At 70.4% G+C, this 18494-nt stretch carries 22 protein-coding genes; 13 read left to right on the forward strand and 9 right to left on the reverse strand.

What is annotated here, in order from left to right; all coding sequences use genetic code 11:
• Positions 1 to 23 precede the first annotated feature (23 nt).
• The 3 genes from AC3CBB_RS00275 to AC3CBB_RS00285 all read left to right on the forward strand — a co-directional run bounded on the left by AC3CBB_RS00275 (position 24) and on the right by AC3CBB_RS00285 (position 2565).
• On the forward strand, positions 24 to 1004 hold the full coding sequence (locus AC3CBB_RS00275) for an aldo/keto reductase (RefSeq protein WP_488625532.1): 981 nt from the start codon (positions 24 to 26) through the stop codon (positions 1002 to 1004).
• Between the two features lie 30 nt (positions 1005 to 1034).
• A complete protein-coding gene (locus tag AC3CBB_RS00280; protein WP_123506433.1) occupies positions 1035 to 1601 on the forward strand; it encodes a TetR/AcrR family transcriptional regulator in 567 nt (188 codons plus the stop codon).
• A 64-nt stretch (positions 1602 to 1665) separates the two neighbouring features.
• Positions 1666 to 2565 carry an NAD-dependent epimerase/dehydratase family protein gene (locus AC3CBB_RS00285; RefSeq protein WP_488625533.1) on the forward strand — a complete coding sequence of 300 codons (900 nt, stop codon included), beginning with the start codon at positions 1666 to 1668 and terminating at the stop codon, positions 2563 to 2565.
• An 11-nt stretch (positions 2566 to 2576) separates the two neighbouring features.
• Here the strand turns inward: AC3CBB_RS00285 and AC3CBB_RS00290 are convergent, their stop codons facing one another.
• On the reverse strand, positions 2577 to 3275 hold the full coding sequence (locus AC3CBB_RS00290) for a FadR/GntR family transcriptional regulator (RefSeq protein ID WP_488625534.1): 699 nt from the start codon (positions 3273 to 3275) through the stop codon (positions 2577 to 2579).
• A gap of 218 nt (positions 3276 to 3493) precedes the next feature.
• Here AC3CBB_RS00290 and AC3CBB_RS00295 point away from each other — a divergent pair, with 218 nt between their 5' ends.
• The 6 genes from AC3CBB_RS00295 to AC3CBB_RS00320 are packed head-to-tail and all read left to right on the forward strand — an operon-like array spanning position 3494 to position 10388.
• A complete protein-coding gene (locus AC3CBB_RS00295) occupies positions 3494 to 4564 on the forward strand; it encodes an ABC transporter permease (protein ID WP_488625535.1) in 1071 nt (356 codons plus the stop codon).
• Positions 4561 to 5436: an ABC transporter permease gene (locus tag AC3CBB_RS00300; RefSeq protein WP_488625536.1), complete on the forward strand. Its 876-nt coding sequence runs from the start codon at positions 4561 to 4563 to the stop codon at positions 5434 to 5436. The genes AC3CBB_RS00295 and AC3CBB_RS00300 overlap by 4 nt, the downstream gene beginning before the upstream one ends.
• Complete coding sequence (locus tag AC3CBB_RS00305; RefSeq protein ID WP_488625537.1) at positions 5433 to 6233, forward strand: ABC transporter ATP-binding protein; 801 nt, start codon at positions 5433 to 5435, stop codon at positions 6231 to 6233. Before AC3CBB_RS00300 ends, AC3CBB_RS00305 begins: the two co-directional genes overlap by 4 nt.
• On the forward strand, positions 6230 to 7258 hold the full coding sequence (locus AC3CBB_RS00310; protein ID WP_488625538.1) for an ABC transporter ATP-binding protein: 1029 nt from the start codon (positions 6230 to 6232) through the stop codon (positions 7256 to 7258). Before AC3CBB_RS00305 ends, AC3CBB_RS00310 begins: the two co-directional genes overlap by 4 nt.
• A 56-nt stretch (positions 7259 to 7314) precedes the next feature.
• Positions 7315 to 8964 (forward strand): ABC transporter substrate-binding protein, encoded by a 1650-nt coding sequence (locus tag AC3CBB_RS00315; RefSeq protein ID WP_488625539.1) that lies wholly within the window; start codon positions 7315 to 7317, stop codon positions 8962 to 8964.
• Positions 8965 to 8984: 20 nt separating this feature from the next.
• Positions 8985 to 10388 (forward strand): M24 family metallopeptidase, encoded by a 1404-nt coding sequence (locus AC3CBB_RS00320; protein WP_488625540.1) that lies wholly within the window; start codon positions 8985 to 8987, stop codon positions 10386 to 10388.
• Positions 10389 to 10442: 54 nt separating this feature from the next.
• Here the strand turns inward: AC3CBB_RS00320 and AC3CBB_RS00325 are convergent, their stop codons facing one another.
• Positions 10443 to 10889, reverse strand: a complete 447-nt coding sequence (locus tag AC3CBB_RS00325) for a MarR family winged helix-turn-helix transcriptional regulator (protein WP_488625541.1) — start codon at positions 10887 to 10889, stop codon at positions 10443 to 10445.
• A gap of 62 nt (positions 10890 to 10951) precedes the next feature.
• Here AC3CBB_RS00325 and AC3CBB_RS00330 point away from each other — a divergent pair, with 62 nt between their 5' ends.
• Positions 10952 to 11320, forward strand: coding sequence for a VOC family protein (locus AC3CBB_RS00330; protein WP_488625542.1), 369 nt, complete (start codon positions 10952 to 10954; stop codon positions 11318 to 11320).
• Between the two features lie 13 nt (positions 11321 to 11333).
• On the opposite strand, the gene AC3CBB_RS00335 is transcribed toward AC3CBB_RS00330, so the two are convergent.
• From AC3CBB_RS00335 to AC3CBB_RS00355, 5 genes are all read right to left on the reverse strand, one after another.
• Entirely contained in the window at positions 11334 to 11972 is a 639-nt protein-coding gene (locus tag AC3CBB_RS00335; protein ID WP_233580005.1) for a DUF305 domain-containing protein, read from the reverse strand.
• On the reverse strand, positions 11969 to 12640 hold the full coding sequence (locus AC3CBB_RS00340) for a thioredoxin-like domain-containing protein (protein WP_488625543.1): 672 nt from the start codon (positions 12638 to 12640) through the stop codon (positions 11969 to 11971). The genes AC3CBB_RS00335 and AC3CBB_RS00340 overlap by 4 nt, the downstream gene beginning before the upstream one ends.
• 85 nt (positions 12641 to 12725) lie before the next feature.
• Complete coding sequence (locus AC3CBB_RS00345) at positions 12726 to 13088, reverse strand: hypothetical protein (protein ID WP_488625544.1); 363 nt, start codon at positions 13086 to 13088, stop codon at positions 12726 to 12728.
• A 126-nt stretch (positions 13089 to 13214) separates the two neighbouring features.
• Positions 13215 to 13562 carry a type II toxin-antitoxin system PemK/MazF family toxin gene (locus tag AC3CBB_RS00350; RefSeq protein ID WP_488625545.1) on the reverse strand — a complete coding sequence of 116 codons (348 nt, stop codon included), beginning with the start codon at positions 13560 to 13562 and terminating at the stop codon, positions 13215 to 13217.
• A complete protein-coding gene (locus tag AC3CBB_RS00355; protein ID WP_488625546.1) occupies positions 13556 to 13801 on the reverse strand; it encodes a CopG family transcriptional regulator in 246 nt (81 codons plus the stop codon). Before AC3CBB_RS00355 ends, AC3CBB_RS00350 begins: the two co-directional genes overlap by 7 nt.
• 143 nt (positions 13802 to 13944) lie before the next feature.
• Between AC3CBB_RS00355 and AC3CBB_RS00360 the strand changes: the two genes are divergently transcribed.
• Both AC3CBB_RS00360 and AC3CBB_RS00365 read left to right on the forward strand, forming a co-directional pair.
• On the forward strand, positions 13945 to 14793 hold the full coding sequence (locus AC3CBB_RS00360; protein WP_488625547.1) for an alpha/beta fold hydrolase: 849 nt from the start codon (positions 13945 to 13947) through the stop codon (positions 14791 to 14793).
• Positions 14790 to 15233 carry a VOC family protein gene (locus AC3CBB_RS00365; protein ID WP_488625548.1) on the forward strand — a complete coding sequence of 148 codons (444 nt, stop codon included), beginning with the start codon at positions 14790 to 14792 and terminating at the stop codon, positions 15231 to 15233. Before AC3CBB_RS00360 ends, AC3CBB_RS00365 begins: the two co-directional genes overlap by 4 nt.
• Positions 15234 to 15430: 197 nt before the next feature.
• Here the strand turns inward: AC3CBB_RS00365 and AC3CBB_RS00370 are convergent, their stop codons facing one another.
• Positions 15431 to 16330, reverse strand: coding sequence for a LysR family transcriptional regulator (locus AC3CBB_RS00370; protein ID WP_488625549.1), 900 nt, complete (start codon positions 16328 to 16330; stop codon positions 15431 to 15433).
• Positions 16331 to 16402: 72 nt separating this feature from the next.
• Here AC3CBB_RS00370 and AC3CBB_RS00375 point away from each other — a divergent pair, with 72 nt between their 5' ends.
• The gene (locus AC3CBB_RS00375) at positions 16403 to 17353 is read left to right on the forward strand and encodes a DMT family transporter (protein ID WP_488625550.1); all 951 of its coding nucleotides are present in this window, start codon (positions 16403 to 16405) and stop codon (positions 17351 to 17353) included.
• Between the two features lie 272 nt (positions 17354 to 17625).
• Here the strand turns inward: AC3CBB_RS00375 and AC3CBB_RS00380 are convergent, their stop codons facing one another.
• Entirely contained in the window at positions 17626 to 18456 is an 831-nt protein-coding gene (locus tag AC3CBB_RS00380; protein ID WP_488625551.1) for a helix-turn-helix transcriptional regulator, read from the reverse strand.
• Positions 18457 to 18494 lie beyond the last annotated feature (38 nt).

Genomic DNA, 18494 nt, shown 5'->3' on the forward strand with positions numbered 1-18494 from the left:
GGCGATCGACGAAAGGAATCCGCATGCAGAAGCGCACCCTCGGCAGCCAGGGGCTCGAGGCCGCCGCCATCGGCTACGGCGCGATGGGAATCACCTCGGCGTACGGCGCCGCCGATGAGGCCGGCGGCATCGCGGCGATCCGCCGGGCCCACGATCTCGGCGTGACGATGTTCGACACGGCCGAGCTCTACGGCATGGGCACCGGCTCGAACGAGGAGATCGTCGGACGCGCCATCGCGCCGTTCCGCGACGAGGTCGTCGTCGCGACCAAGTTCGGCTGGGTCATGCCGCTCAACCCGGAGAAGCTCTACGACAGCCGCCCCGCGAACATCCGGAAGGTCGCCGAGAACAGCCTGAAGTACCTCGGGGTGGACGTGCTCGACGTCTTCTACCAGCACCGCGTCGACCCCGACGTGCCGATCGAGGACGTCGCGGGAACCGTCGCCGAGCTCGTCGCGGAGGGCAAGGTGAAGTACTTCGGCCTCTCGGAGGCCGCTCCCGACACCATCCGGCGCGCGCACGCCGTTCACCCGGTCTCGGTGCTCCAGAGCGAGTTCTCGATCTTCGAGCGCGCCACGGCGGCCGAGGTGCTGCCCACGGTGCGCGAGCTCGGCATCGGTTTCGTGGCGTACTCGCCGCTCGGCCGCGGGTTCCTGACCGGCGACGTGCGCCCCGCGTCGGAGTACGCCGCCGACGACATGCGCAGCACCGATCCGCGCTGGCAGCCCGGCGACTACGAGAAGAACCTCGCCGCGATCGACGCTCTCCGCGACCTCGCCTCGTCGAAGGACGCCACCGTCACGCAGCTCGCGCTCGCGTGGCTGCTCGCCCAGGGCGACGACATCGTGCCGATCCCGGGAACGCGGAGCGTCGCGCGCGTCGAGGAGAACTCCGCCGCGGCCGACCTCGCACTCACCCAGGCCGACCTCGCTCGAATCGACGAGATCGTCCCCGACGGCGCCTTCGGGGCGCGCTACGTCGACTTCGTGATGCCGGTCGGCTGAGGCTCTGCTCACTCGCCCTACTCTGAGAGGGTGACCATCGCCGAGCTCGAGCAGTTCCGCGCACCGCGGCCCCGACGGGCCGACGGCGCGCGGAACTTCGACGCCATCGTGCTGGCCGCCCGGGCCGCGTTCCGCCGCGACGGCGCCGACGTCGCGCTCGAGGCGATCGCGGATGCCGCCGGGGTGGGGATCGCCACGCTGTACCGCAACTTCCCGACCCGCGAGTCGCTGATCCAGCACCTCTACATCGACGAGATCGAGTCGATCGTGGCCGACGCTCAGGCGGTCGAGGGGCTCGAGCCGTGGCCCGCGCTCCTGGCCTGGATGCATCGCTTCGCCGACCGCATCGGCGCCAAGAACGCGCTGGCGACGACCCTCGACCCGAGCGGCGACGTGTACGAGGCCTGCACTCGCACGATCATCGCGACCGCCCTGCCGATCGTCGAGCGGGCCCGGGCGGCCGGCGAGCTCGACCCGGGTATCAGCGAATCCGACCTCACCCGCGGTGTCTACGGCATCGCGACGATGCCCGTCGACAGCGAGACGCAGCGGCACCGAGTGCTCGACGCGCTGATGGCGGGCATGCGGCGGGGCTGAGGTCTCCGGCTGACGAGCCCGAAAGTGAGTACCGTCGAACATCCTGCCGTTCGAAGGAGAGCTCATGAAAGTCGTCATCACCGGATCCCGTGGCAAAGTCGGCCGAGCGACGGTGGAAGCATTCGTCGCGGCAGGCCATGACGTGCTGGGCGTCGACCTCGTCCGCCCCGTCTTCGACGCCGGCGTGGTCGTGCCGGGGCGCTATGTGATGGCCGACCTCACCGACGCCGGCGCGGCCTACTCCGTCGTGGCCGGGGCCGACGTCGTCGTGCACGTCGCCGCCATCCCGCAGCCGACGGCGCACCCGCCGCACGTCGTGCTCCAGACCAACGTCATGTCGACCTTCAACCTCGTCGAGGCGGCCGTCCGCTTCGGGGTGAAGCGGTTCGTCAACGTCTCGAGCGAGAGCATCGTCGGCAACTTCTTCCCCGAGCGTCCGTTCCTCCCCGACTACGTGCCGGTCGACGAGGAGCACCCGCTCTACCCGCAGGACCCCTATGCGCTCTCCAAGCTGTTCGGCGAGCAGATGATGGACGCCGCCGTCCGCCGCTCCGATCTGCGAGCGATCTCGATCCGTCCGAGCACGGTGCACAACGCCGACAACTACGAGTCGAACCTCGGACCACAGGTCCGCGAGGCGTCGAGCACAAGCGCCAACTTCGGCAGCTACATCGATGCCGACGATCTCGCCGACGCCCTGCTGCTGGCGGCCGAGTCGGAGCTTCCCGGGCACGAGGTGTTCTACATCGCGGCGCCCGACAACGCGGGTGGTCACGACTTCGCGCAGTTCCTGCGCCAGAACCACGGCGAGAGCATCGAACTGCGGTCGCTCTCTCGAGTGGACGCCTCGGGGATCGACACGTCGAAGGCGCGGCGCCTGCTGGGCTGGGAGGCGAAGAGGTCGTGGCGGGACTACCTCAACGCCGACGGGCGCGCTCTCGAGAAGGCGCCTGCGGCGGACTAGCCCGCGTCGGACTAGCCAGGGACCCGCATCGACCGGTGCACCGCCTCGAGGTGGCTGCGCATGGCCAGCTCGGCCGCGTCGGCGTCGTGATCGGAGACGGCGCGGACGATCGCGGCGTGGCCGCGGATGCACTCGGCTCGCGTCTCGACCGTCGTGTGGGCGAGCAGGCGCGTCTCGCGCGTGCGCTCGGAGGCGAGGCCGCTGATGCCGACCATGAAGTTGTTCCGGGTGACACGGGCGAGCGTGTAGTGGAAGTCGACGTCGAGATCGAGTGACGCCTCGGGGGCGAGGTGCTCGCTGCTGCGGCCGAGGATCGACTCGAGCTGGAGCACGTCGGCCGCGGTCGCCCGCTCGGCTGCGAGACGCGCGACGCCGGGCTCGACGAGGTTCTCGACCTCGATGACGTGCTGAATCCGGTCTTCGATCGGGTGCAGGCGCTCCTGGACGGCCAGCGACTCCATGTCGAGGGGCAGGACGCGCGACGCCTTGCCGTGGTGGCGCTCGATGAGGTGCTTGCCCTCGAGCTCCTGAAGCGCGTCGCGCAGAGAGGTTCGGGAGACGCCCAGCGACACCGCCATCTCGCGCTCGGCCGGCAGGACCGAGCCCGGGGGGTAGGTGTCGTTGAGGATCTGCTGCTCGAGGTGCGCGGCGAGCTCGGAGCCGAGCGGCCGCGATCGACGCCGGAACTCGACGAGCTCATCGTTACTCATGCCGAACGCGCCTCTCCGTGGTTGCCGACAACTCTATGGGGCCGAGCGTACAACCCGGGTGGACGCGCAACTGGTTTGTTTCGGGCATGTTAGGGGTGCGTGAAAACCGCGAGAAATGACGGTTTTAACCGTCGAATCCTCATTACAGTCGCAACACGTCCACTGGTCCAACCAGTTGAGCCAGGTGAATTCGGACGACACCCCGACAGAGGATCGACATGGTTGCCCTTGCTCCTCCCCGCTTACGCCCCGCACCCGGCCGCGCCATCCGCCTCGGCCGCGCCGTCCGCGGCCCCGTGCTCCGCATCATCGGGGCGTTCGTCGTCATCGTCGCGATCGTGTCGATCACGTTCCTGGTGTCACGCGTCTTCACGGCGGATCCGATCAACCTGTTCGTCGGCGACTCGGCCACCGAGGCCACCCGTCAGCAGGCTCGCGCTCAGCTCGGCCTCGATGCCCCGCTGATCGTGCAGTACCTCCGCTTCCTCGGCGGTCTCGCCACCGGCAACTTCGGCACGTCGTACCTCTCGGGTGAGGCTGTCGGCCCGGAGCTCTTCGGCCGGCTTCCCGCGACGGTCGAGCTCGGCCTCTACGCCGTGATCGTCGGCCTCGTGTTCGGCATCATCGTCGGGGTCGCCGCGGCCGTTTTCCGCGGGACCGTCCTCGACGCCGTGCTCCGCTTCTTCACGACCGGCACTCTCGCCCTCCCGCAGTTCTGGATCGGCCTCATGCTGCTCTGGATCTTTTTCGTCAACCTGCACCTGCTGCCCGGGCCGACCGGCCGCCTGCCGATCGGCATGGAGTCGCCGCCGACGATCACCGGCCTCTACGTTCCCGATGCGCTCCTGCACGGCGACTTCGCGACGGCGATGGCCGCGGTCAAGCAGCTCGTCCTGCCCGTGATCACCCTCTCGGTCGGCAGCTTCGGCCCGGTCGCCCGGCAGGTCCGATCGGCGATGGTCGAGTCGCTCGACTCCGAGTACGTCCGCACGGCCAAGGCAATGGGCATCTCGCGGCCCCGCATCTGGTTCGGCTACGCGCTCAAGCCCGGACTCCTCTCCGTGCTGACGATCGGCGCCGGCCTCATCGGCTGGACGCTCGCCGGATCGGTCCTGGTCGAGGGCATCTTCGGCTGGCCCGGAATCGGGCAGCTCGCCATCACGGCCATCCAGTCGTCCGACTACCCCGTCATCCAGGGCTTCGTGCTCTACGTGGCGACCCTGTACGTCGTGATCTGGGCACTGCTCGAACTCGTCTACGTCCGTGTCGACCCCCGGAGGAGCGCATGACCGCCCCGACCATCGGCCTCCCGCGGCTGATCAGACCCTCGCGAACCCGCCTCGGCGCCGCCGGCAGATCGTGGGCCCTGTGGACCGGTGCCTCGATCCTGGCCCTGCTGATCCTGACCGCCATCGTGGCGACCTTCTGGACGCCCTACCCGCCCACCGCCTCGGGCGTCGGCCTCCTCCAGGACGCCCCGAGCCTCGCCCACCCGTTCGGCACCGACGGCCTCGGCAGCGACGTGCTCTCGCGCACCATGGCCGCCGCCAAGACCGATGTCAGCATCACCGTGCTCGTCGTGCTCATGGCCCTCGTCGTCGGCACCGTCTGGGGCAGCCTCGCCGGCTTCTTCGGCGGCGCGTTCGACTACATCACCATGCGGATCCTCGAGCTGCTCAACTCGTTCCCCTCGCTCCTGCTGGCGGTCCTGGTGATCGCGGTCGCAGGATCCGGCATCGCCAACGTCATCTTCGTCGTCGCCGTGCTGCCCCTGCCCGACTACGTCCGCCTCGCCCGCGCCGAGATCCGCTCGAAGAAGGAGTACCAGTTCGCCGAGGCCGCCCGCCTCGTCGGGCGCGGTCCGTTCGGAGTCCTCTTCGCCCACCTCGTGCCGAACAGTCTCCGGCCGCTCCTCACCTACGCGTCGGTCAACGCCTCCTACGTCGCCTCGACGGTCGGCGCGCTGGGCTTCCTCGGCCTGGGCATCCAGCCGGGCTCGGCCGAGTGGGGCTCGATGATCGCCCAGGGGCAGGATGCCATCCTCTCCGGCCAGTGGTGGATCTCGGGGTTCCCGGGCCTCGCGATCTTCCTGCTCGCGGCCGCCTTCCATCTCATCTCGGACGCCATCGCCGATCTCCGCGACCAGGGGAGCGCCGCATGAGCGCCGCACTGCTCGAGGTCGACGGCTTCACCGGCGGGTTCGAGAACCAGCCCGGCCGCATCGACCCGGTGCTCCACGGCGTCAGCTTCTCGGTGCCGGCGGGGTCGTCCACGGCGATCGTGGGGGAATCAGGATCCGGCAAGTCCATCACCGCCCTGTCGATCATGGGCCTCGCACCCGGTCGCTTCCGCCGCACCGCGGGATCCATCCGCTACGCCGGCCAGGACCTCACCGCCATGACCGAGCCCGAGCTCCGCAGCATCCGCGGCCGCGAGATCAGCATCGTCTTCCAGGACGCCCGCAGCTCGCTCAACCCGGTCTTCACCGTCGGCACGCAGATCGCCGACGTCTGCCGGACCAACCGAGGGGTCACCCGCCGCGAGGCTCGGAAGCTCACGCTCGAGATGCTCGACCTGGTGCGCGTGCCGGAGTCGCGGCGCCGCATGGACCAGTACCCGCACGAGTTCTCGGGCGGAATGGCGCAGCGCGCGATGCTCGCCATGGCGCTCATCAGCCAGCCGAAGCTGCTGATCCTCGACGAGCCGACCACCGGCCTGGATGTGACGATCCAGGCCGACGTGCTCGACCTCATCGTCGACGTCAAGGCCGAGACCGGCATGACGACCTGCCTCATCACCCACGATCTCGGTGTCGTCGCCGAGACGTGCGACCGCGTCGTCGTCATGCGCGGCGGCGAGGTCAAGGAGATCGGCTCGTGCGAGCAGATCATCAACGCCCCGACCGACCCCTACACGCAGCAGCTCGTCGCCGACAGCAGGATGGTGGAGAACCGATGACGCCCACGAAGCAGGCCCCCTCGGGCGAGCGGGCGCCCATCGCGCTCGATGTCTCATCGCTCCGCAAGGAGTACCGCGTCCGCGGGGCCGGCCGCCACGTCACCCTGACCGCCGTCGACGACGTCAGCTTCCAGATCCGCCCCGGCGAGACCCTCGCGCTCGTGGGCGAATCGGGATCGGGCAAGTCGACGATCGCACGCTGCGTCACCCGCCTCGTCGAGCCGACCGCCGGATCCGTCCACATCGACGGCAAGCCGATCATCGGGATCTCCGCGCGTCAGCTGTCGGCCTCGTACTCCGACCTGCAGATGGTGTTCCAGGATCCGACCTCGTCGCTCGACCCGCGCATGACGGTCGCCGCCACCCTCGACGAGCCCCTCCGGCTTCACACCCGCCTCGACAAGGAGGGGCGTCGCGCTCGCGTCGCGCAGCTCCTCGCCGACGTCGAGCTCGACGAGTCGTACCTCGACCGCCGCCCGCGCCAGCTCAGCGGCGGGCAGCGCCAGCGCCTCTCGATCGCCCGGGCCCTCGCCGCCGAGCCCAAGGTGATCCTGCTCGACGAGCCGACGGCGTCGCTCGACGTGTCGGTGCGGGGCCAGATCATCCGGCTCCTGAAGCGACTTCAGGTGGAGCACGGCCTGGCCTACCTCTTCATCAGCCACGATCTCGGTGTCGTCCGCCAGATGTCCGACCGCGTCATGGTCATGTACCTCGGCGGCATCGTGGAGCAGGGGTCGACCGAGGAGGTCTTCGAGAACCCGGTCCACCCGTACACGAAGGCCCTGCTCTCGGCCGCACCCGTCGTCGAGTACGGCCGCGAGCACGATCGCCTGCGGCTCACCGGCGAGATCCCCAGCCCGATGAAGGTGCCCGCAGGATGCCGCCTCGTCGGACGCTGCCCGATCGCCGAGGCGGCCTGCGCGCTCAAGCGGCCCGACCTCGCGCTCGTGACCGAGACGCACGCCGTCGCGTGCCCGGTGTCCGCGCCGGACGCCGCTCCGGTGCTCGCCGTCCCGGTCCCCTGATCCTCCCCTCTCCCCTCGCACCATCCCTTCGCACCCTCCCACCGAAAGGAACACCCGTGTCCGCACCCCGACCGCGCAAGCGACTCCTGGCCGCTGCCAGCGTCGTCGCCGCAGCCGCTCTCGCCCTCACCGGCTGCAGCGCCTCGTCGTCCTCCTCGAACACCTCCTCCTCGACCAGCACGGGCATCACCACCGCCTGGCCCGCCGACCTCACGTCGCTCTACCCGATGAACCTGTCGAACAGCGAAGATGCCGAAGTCGCCAACAACGTCTACGAGGGCCTCGCCGCCTACACGTTCAAGACGGCCGCCGACGGCTCCCACGTCTGGCAGGGCTCGAAGGTCTCGCCCGCCCTCGCGAAGAGCTGGGACATCGGCACGAACTCGATCACCTTCCACCTCGACTCCGACCGGAAGTTCTACCCGTCGGGCAACCCGGTCACCGCCGACGACGTGAAGTGGAGCTTCGACGGGGCGCTGCACAGCCTCAACGCGCAGGACCTCACGTCGAACGGTCTCCAGAAGGCCTCCGACATCCACGTGATCGACAAGAACACCGTGAAGATCGACTTCACCGACGCCGATGGCAAGCCGATCGAGGTCGGCACCACGCAGCTGGCGATGTTCGTCAACACCAACGAGCGGATCATCGACTCGGTCGCCGCCAAGAAGCACGCGACCTCGTCCGACCCCTACGCGGCCAAGTGGCTCCGCGACAACGTCGTGGGAACCGGCCCGTACTACGTCGCCAGCTGGAAGAAGGGCCAGGAGGTCGTCCTCAAGGCGAACCCCGACTACCCGAACCCGCCCGCCTACAAGACGGTGACCGCGCGCATCGTGAACGACGCCAACGTCGCCTCGCTCGTGAAGAGCGGCTCGATCAACTTCGCCGAGTTCGACATGTCGCAGACCGACATCACGTCTCTCAAGAGCGCCGGCTTCACAGTGGCGTCGCAGGCGACCCCGACCCTCACGTACCTCACGATGGCGTCCGACACGGGTGCCTTCGCCGACGAGAAGGTGCGACAGGCCGTCGCCACCGCGATCCCCTACGAGAAGATCGTCTCGACCGTCTACGCGGGCCGTGCCGAGCGCGCGCTCAGCATCGTGAACAAGAACTCCTCGAGCTACGACCCGGCGTGGGGCGAGTACGAGACCGACCTCACCAAGGCCAAGGAGCTCATGAAGGAGGCCGGCAACCCGTCGATCTCGGTGCCGCTGCACTACGACACCTCCGACTCGTCGCAGGAGAACATCGCGCTGCTCATCCAGGAGAACCTGAAGCAGATCGGCATCACCGTGAAGCTGACGCCCCAGACGAACAACCAGCAGTGGGACATCGTCAACGGCCGCTCGCGCAAGCCGTCCAACCCCGGCGCCGCTGACATGGTGCTCTTCAACTGGGGCCCCTGGACCGACGACCCGAAGATCCCGATCGGCTACGCCACCACCAAGGGCGGCGTGAACAACTACGCGCTCTGGAGCGACAGCACCGTCGACCAGATCAACTCGACCTGGGAGCTGAAGGCCGACTCGACCGAGCGCGAGGACGCCTACAAGAAGGCCCAGGGCATCATCGCCGACGCGGCGCCCGTCATCCCGATCACGTACGCAGACCGCCAGTCGGTCATGGCCAAGGGCATGACCGGAGCGACGTTCGAGCAGTTCGCCGGCACGCGCTACTACCTGATCAAGCCGAGCAAGTGATCACGAGAGAGAGATTGAGCATGATCCAGACGAAGACCGCTGAACGGCTTCTCGACGGCTTCGAGCCGAGCTTCGAAGTCGACTACGCCAAGGCCATCCCCGAGTCCGAGTTCGCGGACCGCATCGCTCGGCTGCGCCGCGCCGCCGCGGTCGCCGAGAACGAGGTGACGCTCATCCACGCCGACGGGCTCACCGGCTTCCAGACCTCGAACACCTACCTGAAGTGGCTGTGCGACTGGTCGCGCGAGGGCATCCTCGTCGTGCCGACCGACGCCTCGAAGGGCATCCACCTCTTCACCTTCTACACCGAGTCGGTCATCATGCCGCCGCAGGGCGAGGCCGTCGGCGTCGAGGAGGTCTGGCAGATCAGCCCCTTCAGCATCGAGTACGGCGGGCGCGCGGGCGACCCGATCCGCAAGACAATCGAGGCGACCGTGAAGCGCCTCGCCGAGCTCGGCTACACCCGCTCGAGCATCGGCCTCGTGGGCGACCGCCTGTCGGCCGACTTCTGGCGCGTCCTCGCGGACGAGCTGCCGAAGGCCCGCTTCTCGGACCGCACCGAGACCCTGAACGACATGACCAAGCTGCTCTCGGAGAACGAGCGCGACCAGGTCCGCACCGCCGCGCAGCTCGCCGATGTCGCCTACGAGGCGGCCTGCCACGTCACGAAGCCGGGCGTCACCGACTTCGAGATCTACGCGGCGTTCACCTTCGCGCAGCTGTCGCGAGGCGGAGAGACCGGCGACGGCTACCAGATCGGCGTCAACCAGTGGGGCACTGCCTGCGGCAAGCCCTACGGCCACGTGATCCGCGACGGCGACCTGCTCAACCTCTACGTCTCGAACGTCAAGTACCACGGCTACACCGCGCAGATCGCCCGGATGATCGCGATCGGGAGCATCACCGAGAAGCAGGAGACCACGCTGGCCATGTGCGCCGACGCGGTCCGCCGTGCCGAGGCGCGCATCCGACCCGGCGCCCCGATCCACGAGCTGCACGACGCTGCCTTCAGCGCCTACACCGACCGGGGCTACCTCACGGCCGAGCAGACCGACACCGCGAGGATGCCCTACAACTGGGAGTCCGAGAAAGACGGCGGCGCTCGCAAGGTGCCGAAGCAGTACGTGCCCGACGTCGACTACGAGGCCACCGGCCGGCGCCTCGAGCGCGTCTACCCGGCGACCTTCGGCCCGCACAACCCGAACCTCGGCCACAGCGTCGGCAACATGGGCGGCCCGAAGTTCAACGTGACGAGCCACAACACCGAGCTGCTCCAGCCGGGCATGGCGATGGTGCTCCACGCGCAGTGGCTCGACCCGCTGAGCGACGGCGCCAACATCGGCGACATGTTCCTGGTCACGGAGGACGGCTACGAGAACCTCAGCCGCCACACGTCGGTCGACGCCTTCCGCGTCGAGGCCTGATCGGTACCGAGCCCGTTCCGGCTTCGGCCGGGGCGGGCGGGGTGCGTCGGCGGCTCAGGCGTCGTGAAGCGACCGCACCATGCTCTGCAGGATGCGGAACGCCCGGGATTGCTCGTCGGCCGTCATGCCGCTCAGCATCCGCAGCTCGACGGAGCGGACCGCCGCGGTCGCCGACGCCAGGCTCCGCTGGCCCGCAGGCGTCAACCGGGTCGGCAGCGCTTTGCCGATCGGCGCCTCCGTCGGCCGGGTGACGTAGCCGTCGCGCTCCAGCGCCTGCAGCAGCACGTTCATCGACTGCCGGGTGACGAAGGTGCCTCGCGCGAGCTCGGAGTTCGACAGGCCCGGGCGCTGCGAGAGCAGCTCCAGGCACGAGTAGTGCGTCACCGTCATGCCGAGCGGCTTGAGGACGGCCTCCATCGCCGCACGCAGCGCACTCGACGCCTCTTTCAGCAGGTAGCCCAGGGACGTCTCGAGATCGACGCCGGCATCGTCTTGACTCATGTCAGTATTCTGACATAGCCTGGTGTGTGTCAGAAAACTGACACATGACCAAGGAGCACACCATGCCAGTCACCGGCCCCGACTTCATCTCGCTGCAGACCCGAGACCTCGACGCCTCGCAGGCGTTCTACGAGCAGTACCTCGGCCTCGTCCGCTCGCAGGCCGGCCCGCCGCACGCCGTCGTCTTCGAGACGAAGCCCGTCGCGTTCGCGCTGCGCGACCTGGTTCCCGGCACCGACCTCGACGCCGTCGCACAGCCGGGAATCGGCGCCGCCATCTGGTTGCACGCCACCGACGTCCAGGCCATCCACGACGCCCTGGCCGCCGACGGGCACGCGATCGTCGCTGCGCCCATCGACGGCCCGTTCGGCCGCACGTTCACGTTCGCCGACCCCGACGGCTACAACATCACTCTGCACGACCGCGCCTAACGACGGGGTCCGGTCAGGCCGCCCGCTGCAGCGCCCGCATCGCCCGGATGTCGCTCTCCTGCGTCACGATCATGCTCCGCGCGAGCGCCGTCACCTGCGGGTTCGTCGAGCGGTCGAGCACGGCCTGGGCCATCTCGATGCCGCCCCGGTGGTGCGCGATCATGAGGCGAAGGTACAACCGGTCTTCGGCGGTGCCGGACAGCCTCGCCAGGCGCGCGAGGTCGTCGGCTGACGCGAAGCCCGGCATGACGGCAGGAACTGCGCCGCCCCCGCCGTGATCCATCGCCATGCCGCCCCCGGCCAGCGCCGGCCGGCTCATCCACGTCATCGATGGCTCGGCCGGTGCCTGCGGAAGCCCCCAGACCTCGAGCCACCCGAACATCTGGCCGGCCTGCTGCTGCTGCGACCGCGCGATGTCGTAGGCGAGCGTCTTGACGGCGTCGCTCTCACCGCGGTCGCGCACCGTGAACGACATGTCGACGGCCTGGTTGTGGTGCACCTGCATGTCGCGGGCGAAGCCGGCCTCGGCGCTGGTGGTCGCCGGGGGAGCCTCGCCCCGGACCGTCCGGGCGCCGAGGAAGACCCCGGCGACGAGGATCAGCGCCGCGGCGAGGAGAGCGGCGGCCGTCAGGCGGATCCTGCTTCGGGTCACGCGATCTTTCCGGGGCCGTCCACGCCGCCGGTGCAGGGCGCACCCGGCTCGGGTGCCGTCGAGGCCTGCCAGTACTTCGTGATGAACTGCTCGACGCGCGGGTCGTCGGCCTTCGAGAAGCCGAGCTGCGCGCCCCACGCCGAGATGTACATCGGCTTGTCGAGGCCCGCGTAGGGCGAGAGGACGGCGTAGGTGGTCGGGACGACCTTGCGCAGCGCCGTGACCTCGGCGTCGCTCACCTGATCGGGGTCGTAGGTGATCCAGACGGCACCGTGCTCGAGGTCGTGCACCGCGTTCTCGCTGGGCACCTGCTCGCTGTAGACGCCGCAGTTCAGCCAGACCTGGTTGTGGTCGCCGCCCGCCGGCGGAGTCTGCGCGTAGTCGACGGTGCCGGCGACGTGGTTGCTGGTCAGGCCGTCGTAGGTCTTCACTCCGGAGATCGACGAGGCCGTCGGCGCGGTCGACGAGCCGCTCGTGACGACGAACACGATCACGAGAGTCACCGCGGCGACCGCCGCCGTGCCGCCCACGATCAGGCCGACGAGGCGGTTGCGCTTGGTGCGGGCCTGCTGGCGCTTGAGCTCTGCGAGCTTCTCCTGCCGGGCGGCGAGCCGCTCCTGCTTCGTCGACGGGGTCTTCGGGGTGCCGCTGGTGGGGGTGCGAGCCACGGGGGTCCTCTGTGATCGGGGATCGTGTTGACGTGTCACCGAAGAAGGTAGGGAACCCGGCTGGAGGAGTGCCGAGAGGGCAGTGTCAGCGCGGCGTGGCCCTGAGCTCCTCGTCGTCGAGCTCGGCCTCGGCGGCATCGAGCTCGGCTTCCGGCGCGGCTTCGGCTTCGGTCGCGACCCGCGGCTTCCACGTCAGCGCCATCGAGGCGAGGGCGAGCAGGGCGCCGAGCACCCCGACGGCGATGAGCAGGCCGCCGACTGTGCTGCCCGACTGCGTCGCGAACAGCTTCGGGTAGTCGGCGGTGCCGGCCGTGTAGATCGCGGCCTCTCTCGTGTTCGAGATCGTCAGGAGCAGGTAACCGCCGACGGCGACGACCAGCGACGCCAGCCACAGGATCATGCGGGGCAGGTTGATTCGCGACAGGCGGGGTGCAGGGGTCGAGGGCATGGCGGCTTTCCGTGGGGGAGCGATCCGGGTCGGATCACGGCCACGCTAAAGAGGCCGCCTATCCGTCGGGTAAGTGCCGGCCCTCCGGAGCCTCTGCGTCGGCGGGGCCAGCCGCAGCCCCGACGCTCAGATGCCGGAGACGAGCCTGACGCCCGCGGCGATCTTCGCGACGAGGTAGGAGGGAAGGTGCCCGACCGGATACGGGTCGAGGAACTCGCGGCTGACGGGCCCGATCTGCGTCACGACAGCGACGGAGTCCTTGTCGAGACCCGACGCGTCGAGGGGGACGAGCACGTTGCCCGGGAATGACTCGAGGGCGACGTTCGACGTGAGCGGCACCACCAGGACCGTGTTGATGTCGGTCGCCAGCACCCAGTTCTCCTGCGTGACGACGGCCGGCCGGATCTTCGCGGGCTCAGAGCCGCGAGGCGATCCGAAGTCGACCCACACCACGTCTCCGTGGGCGATCACCACTCCGTGCTGCGCAGAGTGGTGCGTGCTGTCTCGCGCAGGAACTCGCCCTCGCCCGACGGCTGACCGGCGCGGGCGATCGCGGCGTTGGCGAGAGCGGTCAACTCGCCCTCGCCCTCGAGCTCGCGCGCCAGCTTGTCGGCAGCAAGTCGGTAGAACTCCGACCGGTTCATGCCATTGCGCGCGGCCACCCGCTCGAAGCGCGCGAAGTCGCCGTCGGGAAGCGAGATGGCTGTTCTCATTCAGTCAGTATAACAAGTTATACCGATCCGGGCTGAGGCGGTGGCGTCGACCGAGCACGGCGGGGTACAGGCTCCACGCGGCCTCAGAGTGCGGGCGTACCTTCAGCCGCGTCCACGCATCTGACCCCGAAAGCGAGACCACAATGCCGTTCCTCTCTGTTTCCCAGCTGTCCGCCCCCGACGTCGAGCTCCACTACGACGACTTCGGCACCGGCAGCCCCGTCGTCCTCGTTCACGGCTGGCCCCTCAGCGGCCGCTCGTGGGAGGGCCAGGTCCCGGCCCTCGTCGAGGCCGGCCACCGTGTCATCACCTACGACCGCCGCGGATTCGGCCAGTCGTCGCAGCCGTGGGACGGCTACGACTACGACACCTTCGCCGCCGACCTGAAGGCGCTGCTCGACCACCTCGACCTCACCGGCGTCACCCTCATCGGCTTCTCGATGGGCGGCGGCGAGCTGGCCCGGTACGTCGCCCAGTACGGCACCGAGCGCATCGCGAAGCTCGTGTTCGCCAGCGCGGTGCCGCCGTACCTCTACAAGGCGTCCGACAACCCCGAGGGCGGGGTCGACGACGACCTGGCGGCCTGGTTCCACGACGGGATCGTCGGCGACCGGCCCAAGTTCCTGCGCGAGTTCATCACCATGTTCTTCACGGCGGGCAAGCCCTCGCTGATCAACAGGCCGCTGGTGAGCGACGAGCAGGCCGCGTACAACCTGGCCATCGCCGAGCTGGCCTCGCCGAAGGGCACGCTCGACTGCACGGTCGCGTTCGCGACGACCGACTTCCGCGACGACCTGACGAAGATCGACGTGCCGACGCTGGTGATCCACGGCGACTCCGACTCGATCGTGCCGTTCGAGGTGAGCGGCAAGCGGACCCACGAGGCCGTCGCGAACTCCGAGCTCGTGCTGATCGAGGGTGCACCGCACGGCGTCACGGTCACCCACAAGGACGAGTGGAACCAGCACGTCCTCGCCTTCCTCGCGAAGTGACCGCCGACCCGATCGTCAGCCCGCTGGGGAACTCGCACGTCCGGCTCACCGTCACCGACATCCACCGGAGCAAGGCGTTCTACACGGCGCTCTTCGGCATGGGGCCGGGCAGCGACTTCAGCGACCAGATCGACGACCCGACGATCCACGACGACCCCGCCCGCACCTACGGCGGGTGCTCGTTCCGGTTTCACGGACAGACGCTCGGGCTGCGGCCGGTCGCCCCGGTCGGCGACACGTTCGACCCGAACCGGGTGGGGCTCGACCACCTGAGCCTGCGCGTCGGCTCGGTCGACGAGTTGCGCTCGGCGGCCGCGCGGCTGTCCGAGGCGGGTGTCGTGCACGGCGAGGTGACCGAGCTGCCGGCCTTCGGGCTCGTGATCCTCTCGTTGCAGGACCCGGACGACATCAACCTGGAGCTCGCCGCGGCGCTCGGCTGAGGTGCCCTGGGCTCACGCCGCCCGCCCCGCCGAATCGGCACGCCCCCTCCGTCTCGACGGAGGGGGCGTGCCGCTGTGGCGGGGTTGGAGCTGCTCGGCGGGTGGCGGCGGGGGCTCGGCGGGGGCGGGCGGGGGCGGCGGCGCGGGCGGGCGCAGGAACTCGCAGCCCGACGGCGGGCCGCGAGTTCCTGCGCCCCCTAGCCGGCCAGTGCCCCGAACCGGGCGCGGATCTCGCCCAGCACCGTCTGCACCGTGCGCCGCTGGAGGGCCTCGGGCCGAGCGAGCGCGTCGATGCGGCGCGTCACCGAGAAGCCCCGCGTCGGGCGGAGGTCGATGCCGGGCGGGCGAGAGTCGGCGGCGAGGTGGCGTGGCAGGAGCACGACGCAGTCGGTCGCGGCCACGACGGACGCCGCCACCGCGAAGTCGTTGACGCGGTGGCGCACGTCGGCGTCGATGCCGGCGAGCGTGGAGAGCGTCTCGATGGCGCCTTCGAGCGGGAAGCCGTCGTGCACCGCGACCCATTCGGCGGTGCGCAGCTGGTCGGCTCCGACGGCGTCGAACCGCGACAGCGGGTGGCCCTGGCGCAGGGCGATGTCGAGGGGCTCCTCGAGCAGGGGGACCACCGCGACCGACGACGGCCACGGCGGGCTGTTGCGCAGGCGGTGCGCCACGACGAGGTCGTGGTCGAGGGCGAGCGACGGGAAGGCGTCCTGCTGCACGTCGTGGTCGCTGACCGAGACGGCGACGGTCGAGCGCGAGGGGGCGGCGAGCAGCGGGCCGAACAGGGCGAGAGCGGCACTCGTGAAGGCGGCGACCGTGACGTCGCCGACGGGCTCGGCGTGGAAGCGCCCGACCGACTCGTCGGCCTTCGCCAGGGCGATCTCGACGTCGACGACGGCGGCCGAGAGGGCGCGACCTGCGGCGGTGAGGGTGGTGCGGCGGCCGATCCTCTCGGTGAGCGGCACGTCGACGCCGCGCTGGAGGGCGGCGAGCTGCTGCGACACCGACGACGGCGTGACCCGCATCGCGGCCGCGACGGCGGCGATGCTGCCGCGATCGCCGAGCTCGCGGAGGGCGCGGAGCTGAGCGAGTTCCATTAGCCGAGACTAATGCTTCAGCCAGTCAAGCGGTGGCTTGTGCGACTGTCCGCGCGGCGGGACGATCGACCCATGCTCGCTCGCCTGCTCGGACTCCGCGTCGACGGACTCCTCCTGCTCGTCGCCCTGGTCTGGGGCTCGACCTACCTCGTCGCCAAGGAGCTCGTCGGCCCCGACACCGTCCTGGCCCTGCTCGCCGTGCGCATGCTCGTCGCGGCGCCGCTCATGGTCGGCGCCGTCGTGATGCTCGGTCGGCGCAGCCTGCCGACGCGCGCCGAATGGGGAGTCGGGGTCGTGCTCGGCGCCCTGCTGTCGGCGGTCTTCCTGCTCGAGACGTTCGGCATCGCCCACACCTCGGCGACGAATGCGGGCGTCATCATCAGCCTGACGATCGTGTTCACGCCGCTGCTCGAGTCCGCCGTCGCGCGGGTCGCCCTGCCGGGGCGGTTCTCTCTCGCAGCGCTCGGCGCCCTGGCCGGCGTGGTGCTCCTCACGAGCGGGGGAGCCCTGTCGCGGCCCTCCCTCGGCGACGGCCTCGTGCTCGGTGCGGCCGTCGTTCGCGCCGTCCACGTGACGACCATGCACCGGCTGACCCGGCGATCCGCGCGGCCGCTCGACTCGGCGACCCTCACCGCCGTGCAGCTCGCGACCTGCGCCGCCGTCTTCGCGGCCGCCTCGACGCTCGTCGGGCAGCCCGTGGCGACCTACGTCGGGAGTCTCACGACGAGCGCCGTCGCGCTGCTGCTGTACCTCGCCGTCGTCTGCACCGTGTTCGCGTTCTTCGTGCAGATGTGGGCCGTGCGCCGCACGTCGCCGACGCGGGTCAGCCTGCTGCTCGGCACCGAGCCGGTGTGGGCGGCGCTGATCGGCGCGTTCGTGGCGCGCGACGCGCTCGGGCCGGTGGGGTGGGCCGGCGTCGTCGTGATCCTGGTGGCGACGGCGTGGGGGCGGCGGGTGGAGGGGCGGCGGGTGCTGGCGGCGGCGAGCGTGAACCCGCCGGATCGGCTCGCGCCCGCCGTCTGACCGGCGGGGGTGTGCCGATCCGGCGGGTGGGCCGGGCCGGGCCGGCGGGGGTGTGCCGATTCGGTGGGTGGAGGGGGCGGCGAGTAGCGACGGCGGAGGGGCGGCGGGCGTGAACCCGCCGGATCGGCCCGTGCCCGCCGTCTGACCGGCGGGGGTGTGCCGGTTCGGCGGGTGGCGGGCGCGGCGGGTGGCGGAGGCGGCGGCGGCCCGGCGGTGGCGAGCGGCGCCGGGACTCGCGGCCCGGCGGCGGGCCGCGAGTTCCTGCGCCCGGGTCAGGCCATCGACCCGACGACGCCGAGCAGCTGCAGCCGGTCGTAGGTCTCGGAGCCCGGCTCGGCCGTGTACACGAGGAGGAAGTGCGACTGCTCCGGGTCGATCAGCGTCTGGCAGGCCAGGTCGAGCGCGCCGAGCTGCGGGTGCACGAAGCGCTTGAGGGGCTGCGGGCGGAGGCCGATCTCGCCGAGGTCCCAGAGCTCGCGGAACTCGGCGCTGCGCTCGGACAGGTCGGCGACGTAGGCCGCCGCGCGTGAGGCCGGGCCGCGGCGGGCGGCGACGTCGCGCAGGCCGGAGACCCAGAGGCGCGACAGGAAGGCGTGGTCTTCGTCGGCGTAGAGGCGGCGGCTGCCCGCATCGGTGAACCAGCGGTAGCCGATGCTGCGCGCGGGCCCGGCGAAGTGCGCGGTATCGCCGGTCAGCGCGACGCCGAGAGGTGTCTGCCGCAGCGTCTCGCCGAGCTCCGACACGATCTCGGCCGGGGTGTCGTCGAGCCGGTCGAGGATGCGGAGCAGACCCGGTGCGACGTGATCACCCGACGGCCCCGGGGTCGGCGGGTGGTGCCCGGCCAGATGGAACAGGTGGTCGCGCTCGGCCACCGACAGGTGCAGGCCCTGCGCGATGGCGGCGATCATCTGCTCGGACGGCTGCGGCCCGGTGCCGCGCTCGAGGCGCGCGTAGTAGTCGGGCGACATGTGGCTGAGCCCCGCGACCTCCTCGCGGCGCAGCCCGGCGGTCCGCCGACGCTGCCCGCGGGGGAGCCCGACGTCTTCGGGCTGGAGCGCCGTGCGCCGGCGGAGCAGGAAGGCTCCGAGCTGATCTCTGTCCACGTTCCAGTTCTAGTGCCCCGGCGCGGATCCGCGTAGCC

Source organism: Frondihabitans sp. OV104, from assembly GCF_057787745.1.

Coding starts and splice junctions, on each gene's coding strand:
- AC3CBB_RS00275 (WP_488625532.1), top strand. CDS start 24: ATGCAGAAGCGCACCCTCGGCAGCCAGGGGCTCGAGGCCGCCGCCATC.
- AC3CBB_RS00285 (WP_488625533.1), top strand. CDS start 1,666: ATGAAAGTCGTCATCACCGGATCCCGTGGCAAAGTCGGCCGAGCGACG.
- AC3CBB_RS00290 (WP_488625534.1), bottom strand. CDS start 3,275: ATGAGTAACGATGAGCTCGTCGAGTTCCGGCGTCGATCGCGGCCGCTC.
- AC3CBB_RS00295 (WP_488625535.1), top strand. CDS start 3,494: ATGGTTGCCCTTGCTCCTCCCCGCTTACGCCCCGCACCCGGCCGCGCC.
- AC3CBB_RS00300 (WP_488625536.1), top strand. CDS start 4,561: ATGACCGCCCCGACCATCGGCCTCCCGCGGCTGATCAGACCCTCGCGA.
- AC3CBB_RS00305 (WP_488625537.1), top strand. CDS start 5,433: ATGAGCGCCGCACTGCTCGAGGTCGACGGCTTCACCGGCGGGTTCGAG.
- AC3CBB_RS00310 (WP_488625538.1), top strand. CDS start 6,230: ATGACGCCCACGAAGCAGGCCCCCTCGGGCGAGCGGGCGCCCATCGCG.
- AC3CBB_RS00320 (WP_488625540.1), top strand. CDS start 8,985: ATGATCCAGACGAAGACCGCTGAACGGCTTCTCGACGGCTTCGAGCCG.
- AC3CBB_RS00325 (WP_488625541.1), bottom strand. CDS start 10,889: ATGAGTCAAGACGATGCCGGCGTCGATCTCGAGACGTCCCTGGGCTAC.
- AC3CBB_RS00330 (WP_488625542.1), top strand. CDS start 10,952: ATGCCAGTCACCGGCCCCGACTTCATCTCGCTGCAGACCCGAGACCTC.
- AC3CBB_RS00345 (WP_488625544.1), bottom strand. CDS start 13,088: ATGCCCTCGACCCCTGCACCCCGCCTGTCGCGAATCAACCTGCCCCGC.
- AC3CBB_RS00355 (WP_488625546.1), bottom strand. CDS start 13,801: ATGAGAACAGCCATCTCGCTTCCCGACGGCGACTTCGCGCGCTTCGAG.
- AC3CBB_RS00360 (WP_488625547.1), top strand. CDS start 13,945: ATGCCGTTCCTCTCTGTTTCCCAGCTGTCCGCCCCCGACGTCGAGCTC.
- AC3CBB_RS00370 (WP_488625549.1), bottom strand. CDS start 16,330: ATGGAACTCGCTCAGCTCCGCGCCCTCCGCGAGCTCGGCGATCGCGGC.
- AC3CBB_RS00375 (WP_488625550.1), top strand. CDS start 16,403: ATGCTCGCTCGCCTGCTCGGACTCCGCGTCGACGGACTCCTCCTGCTC.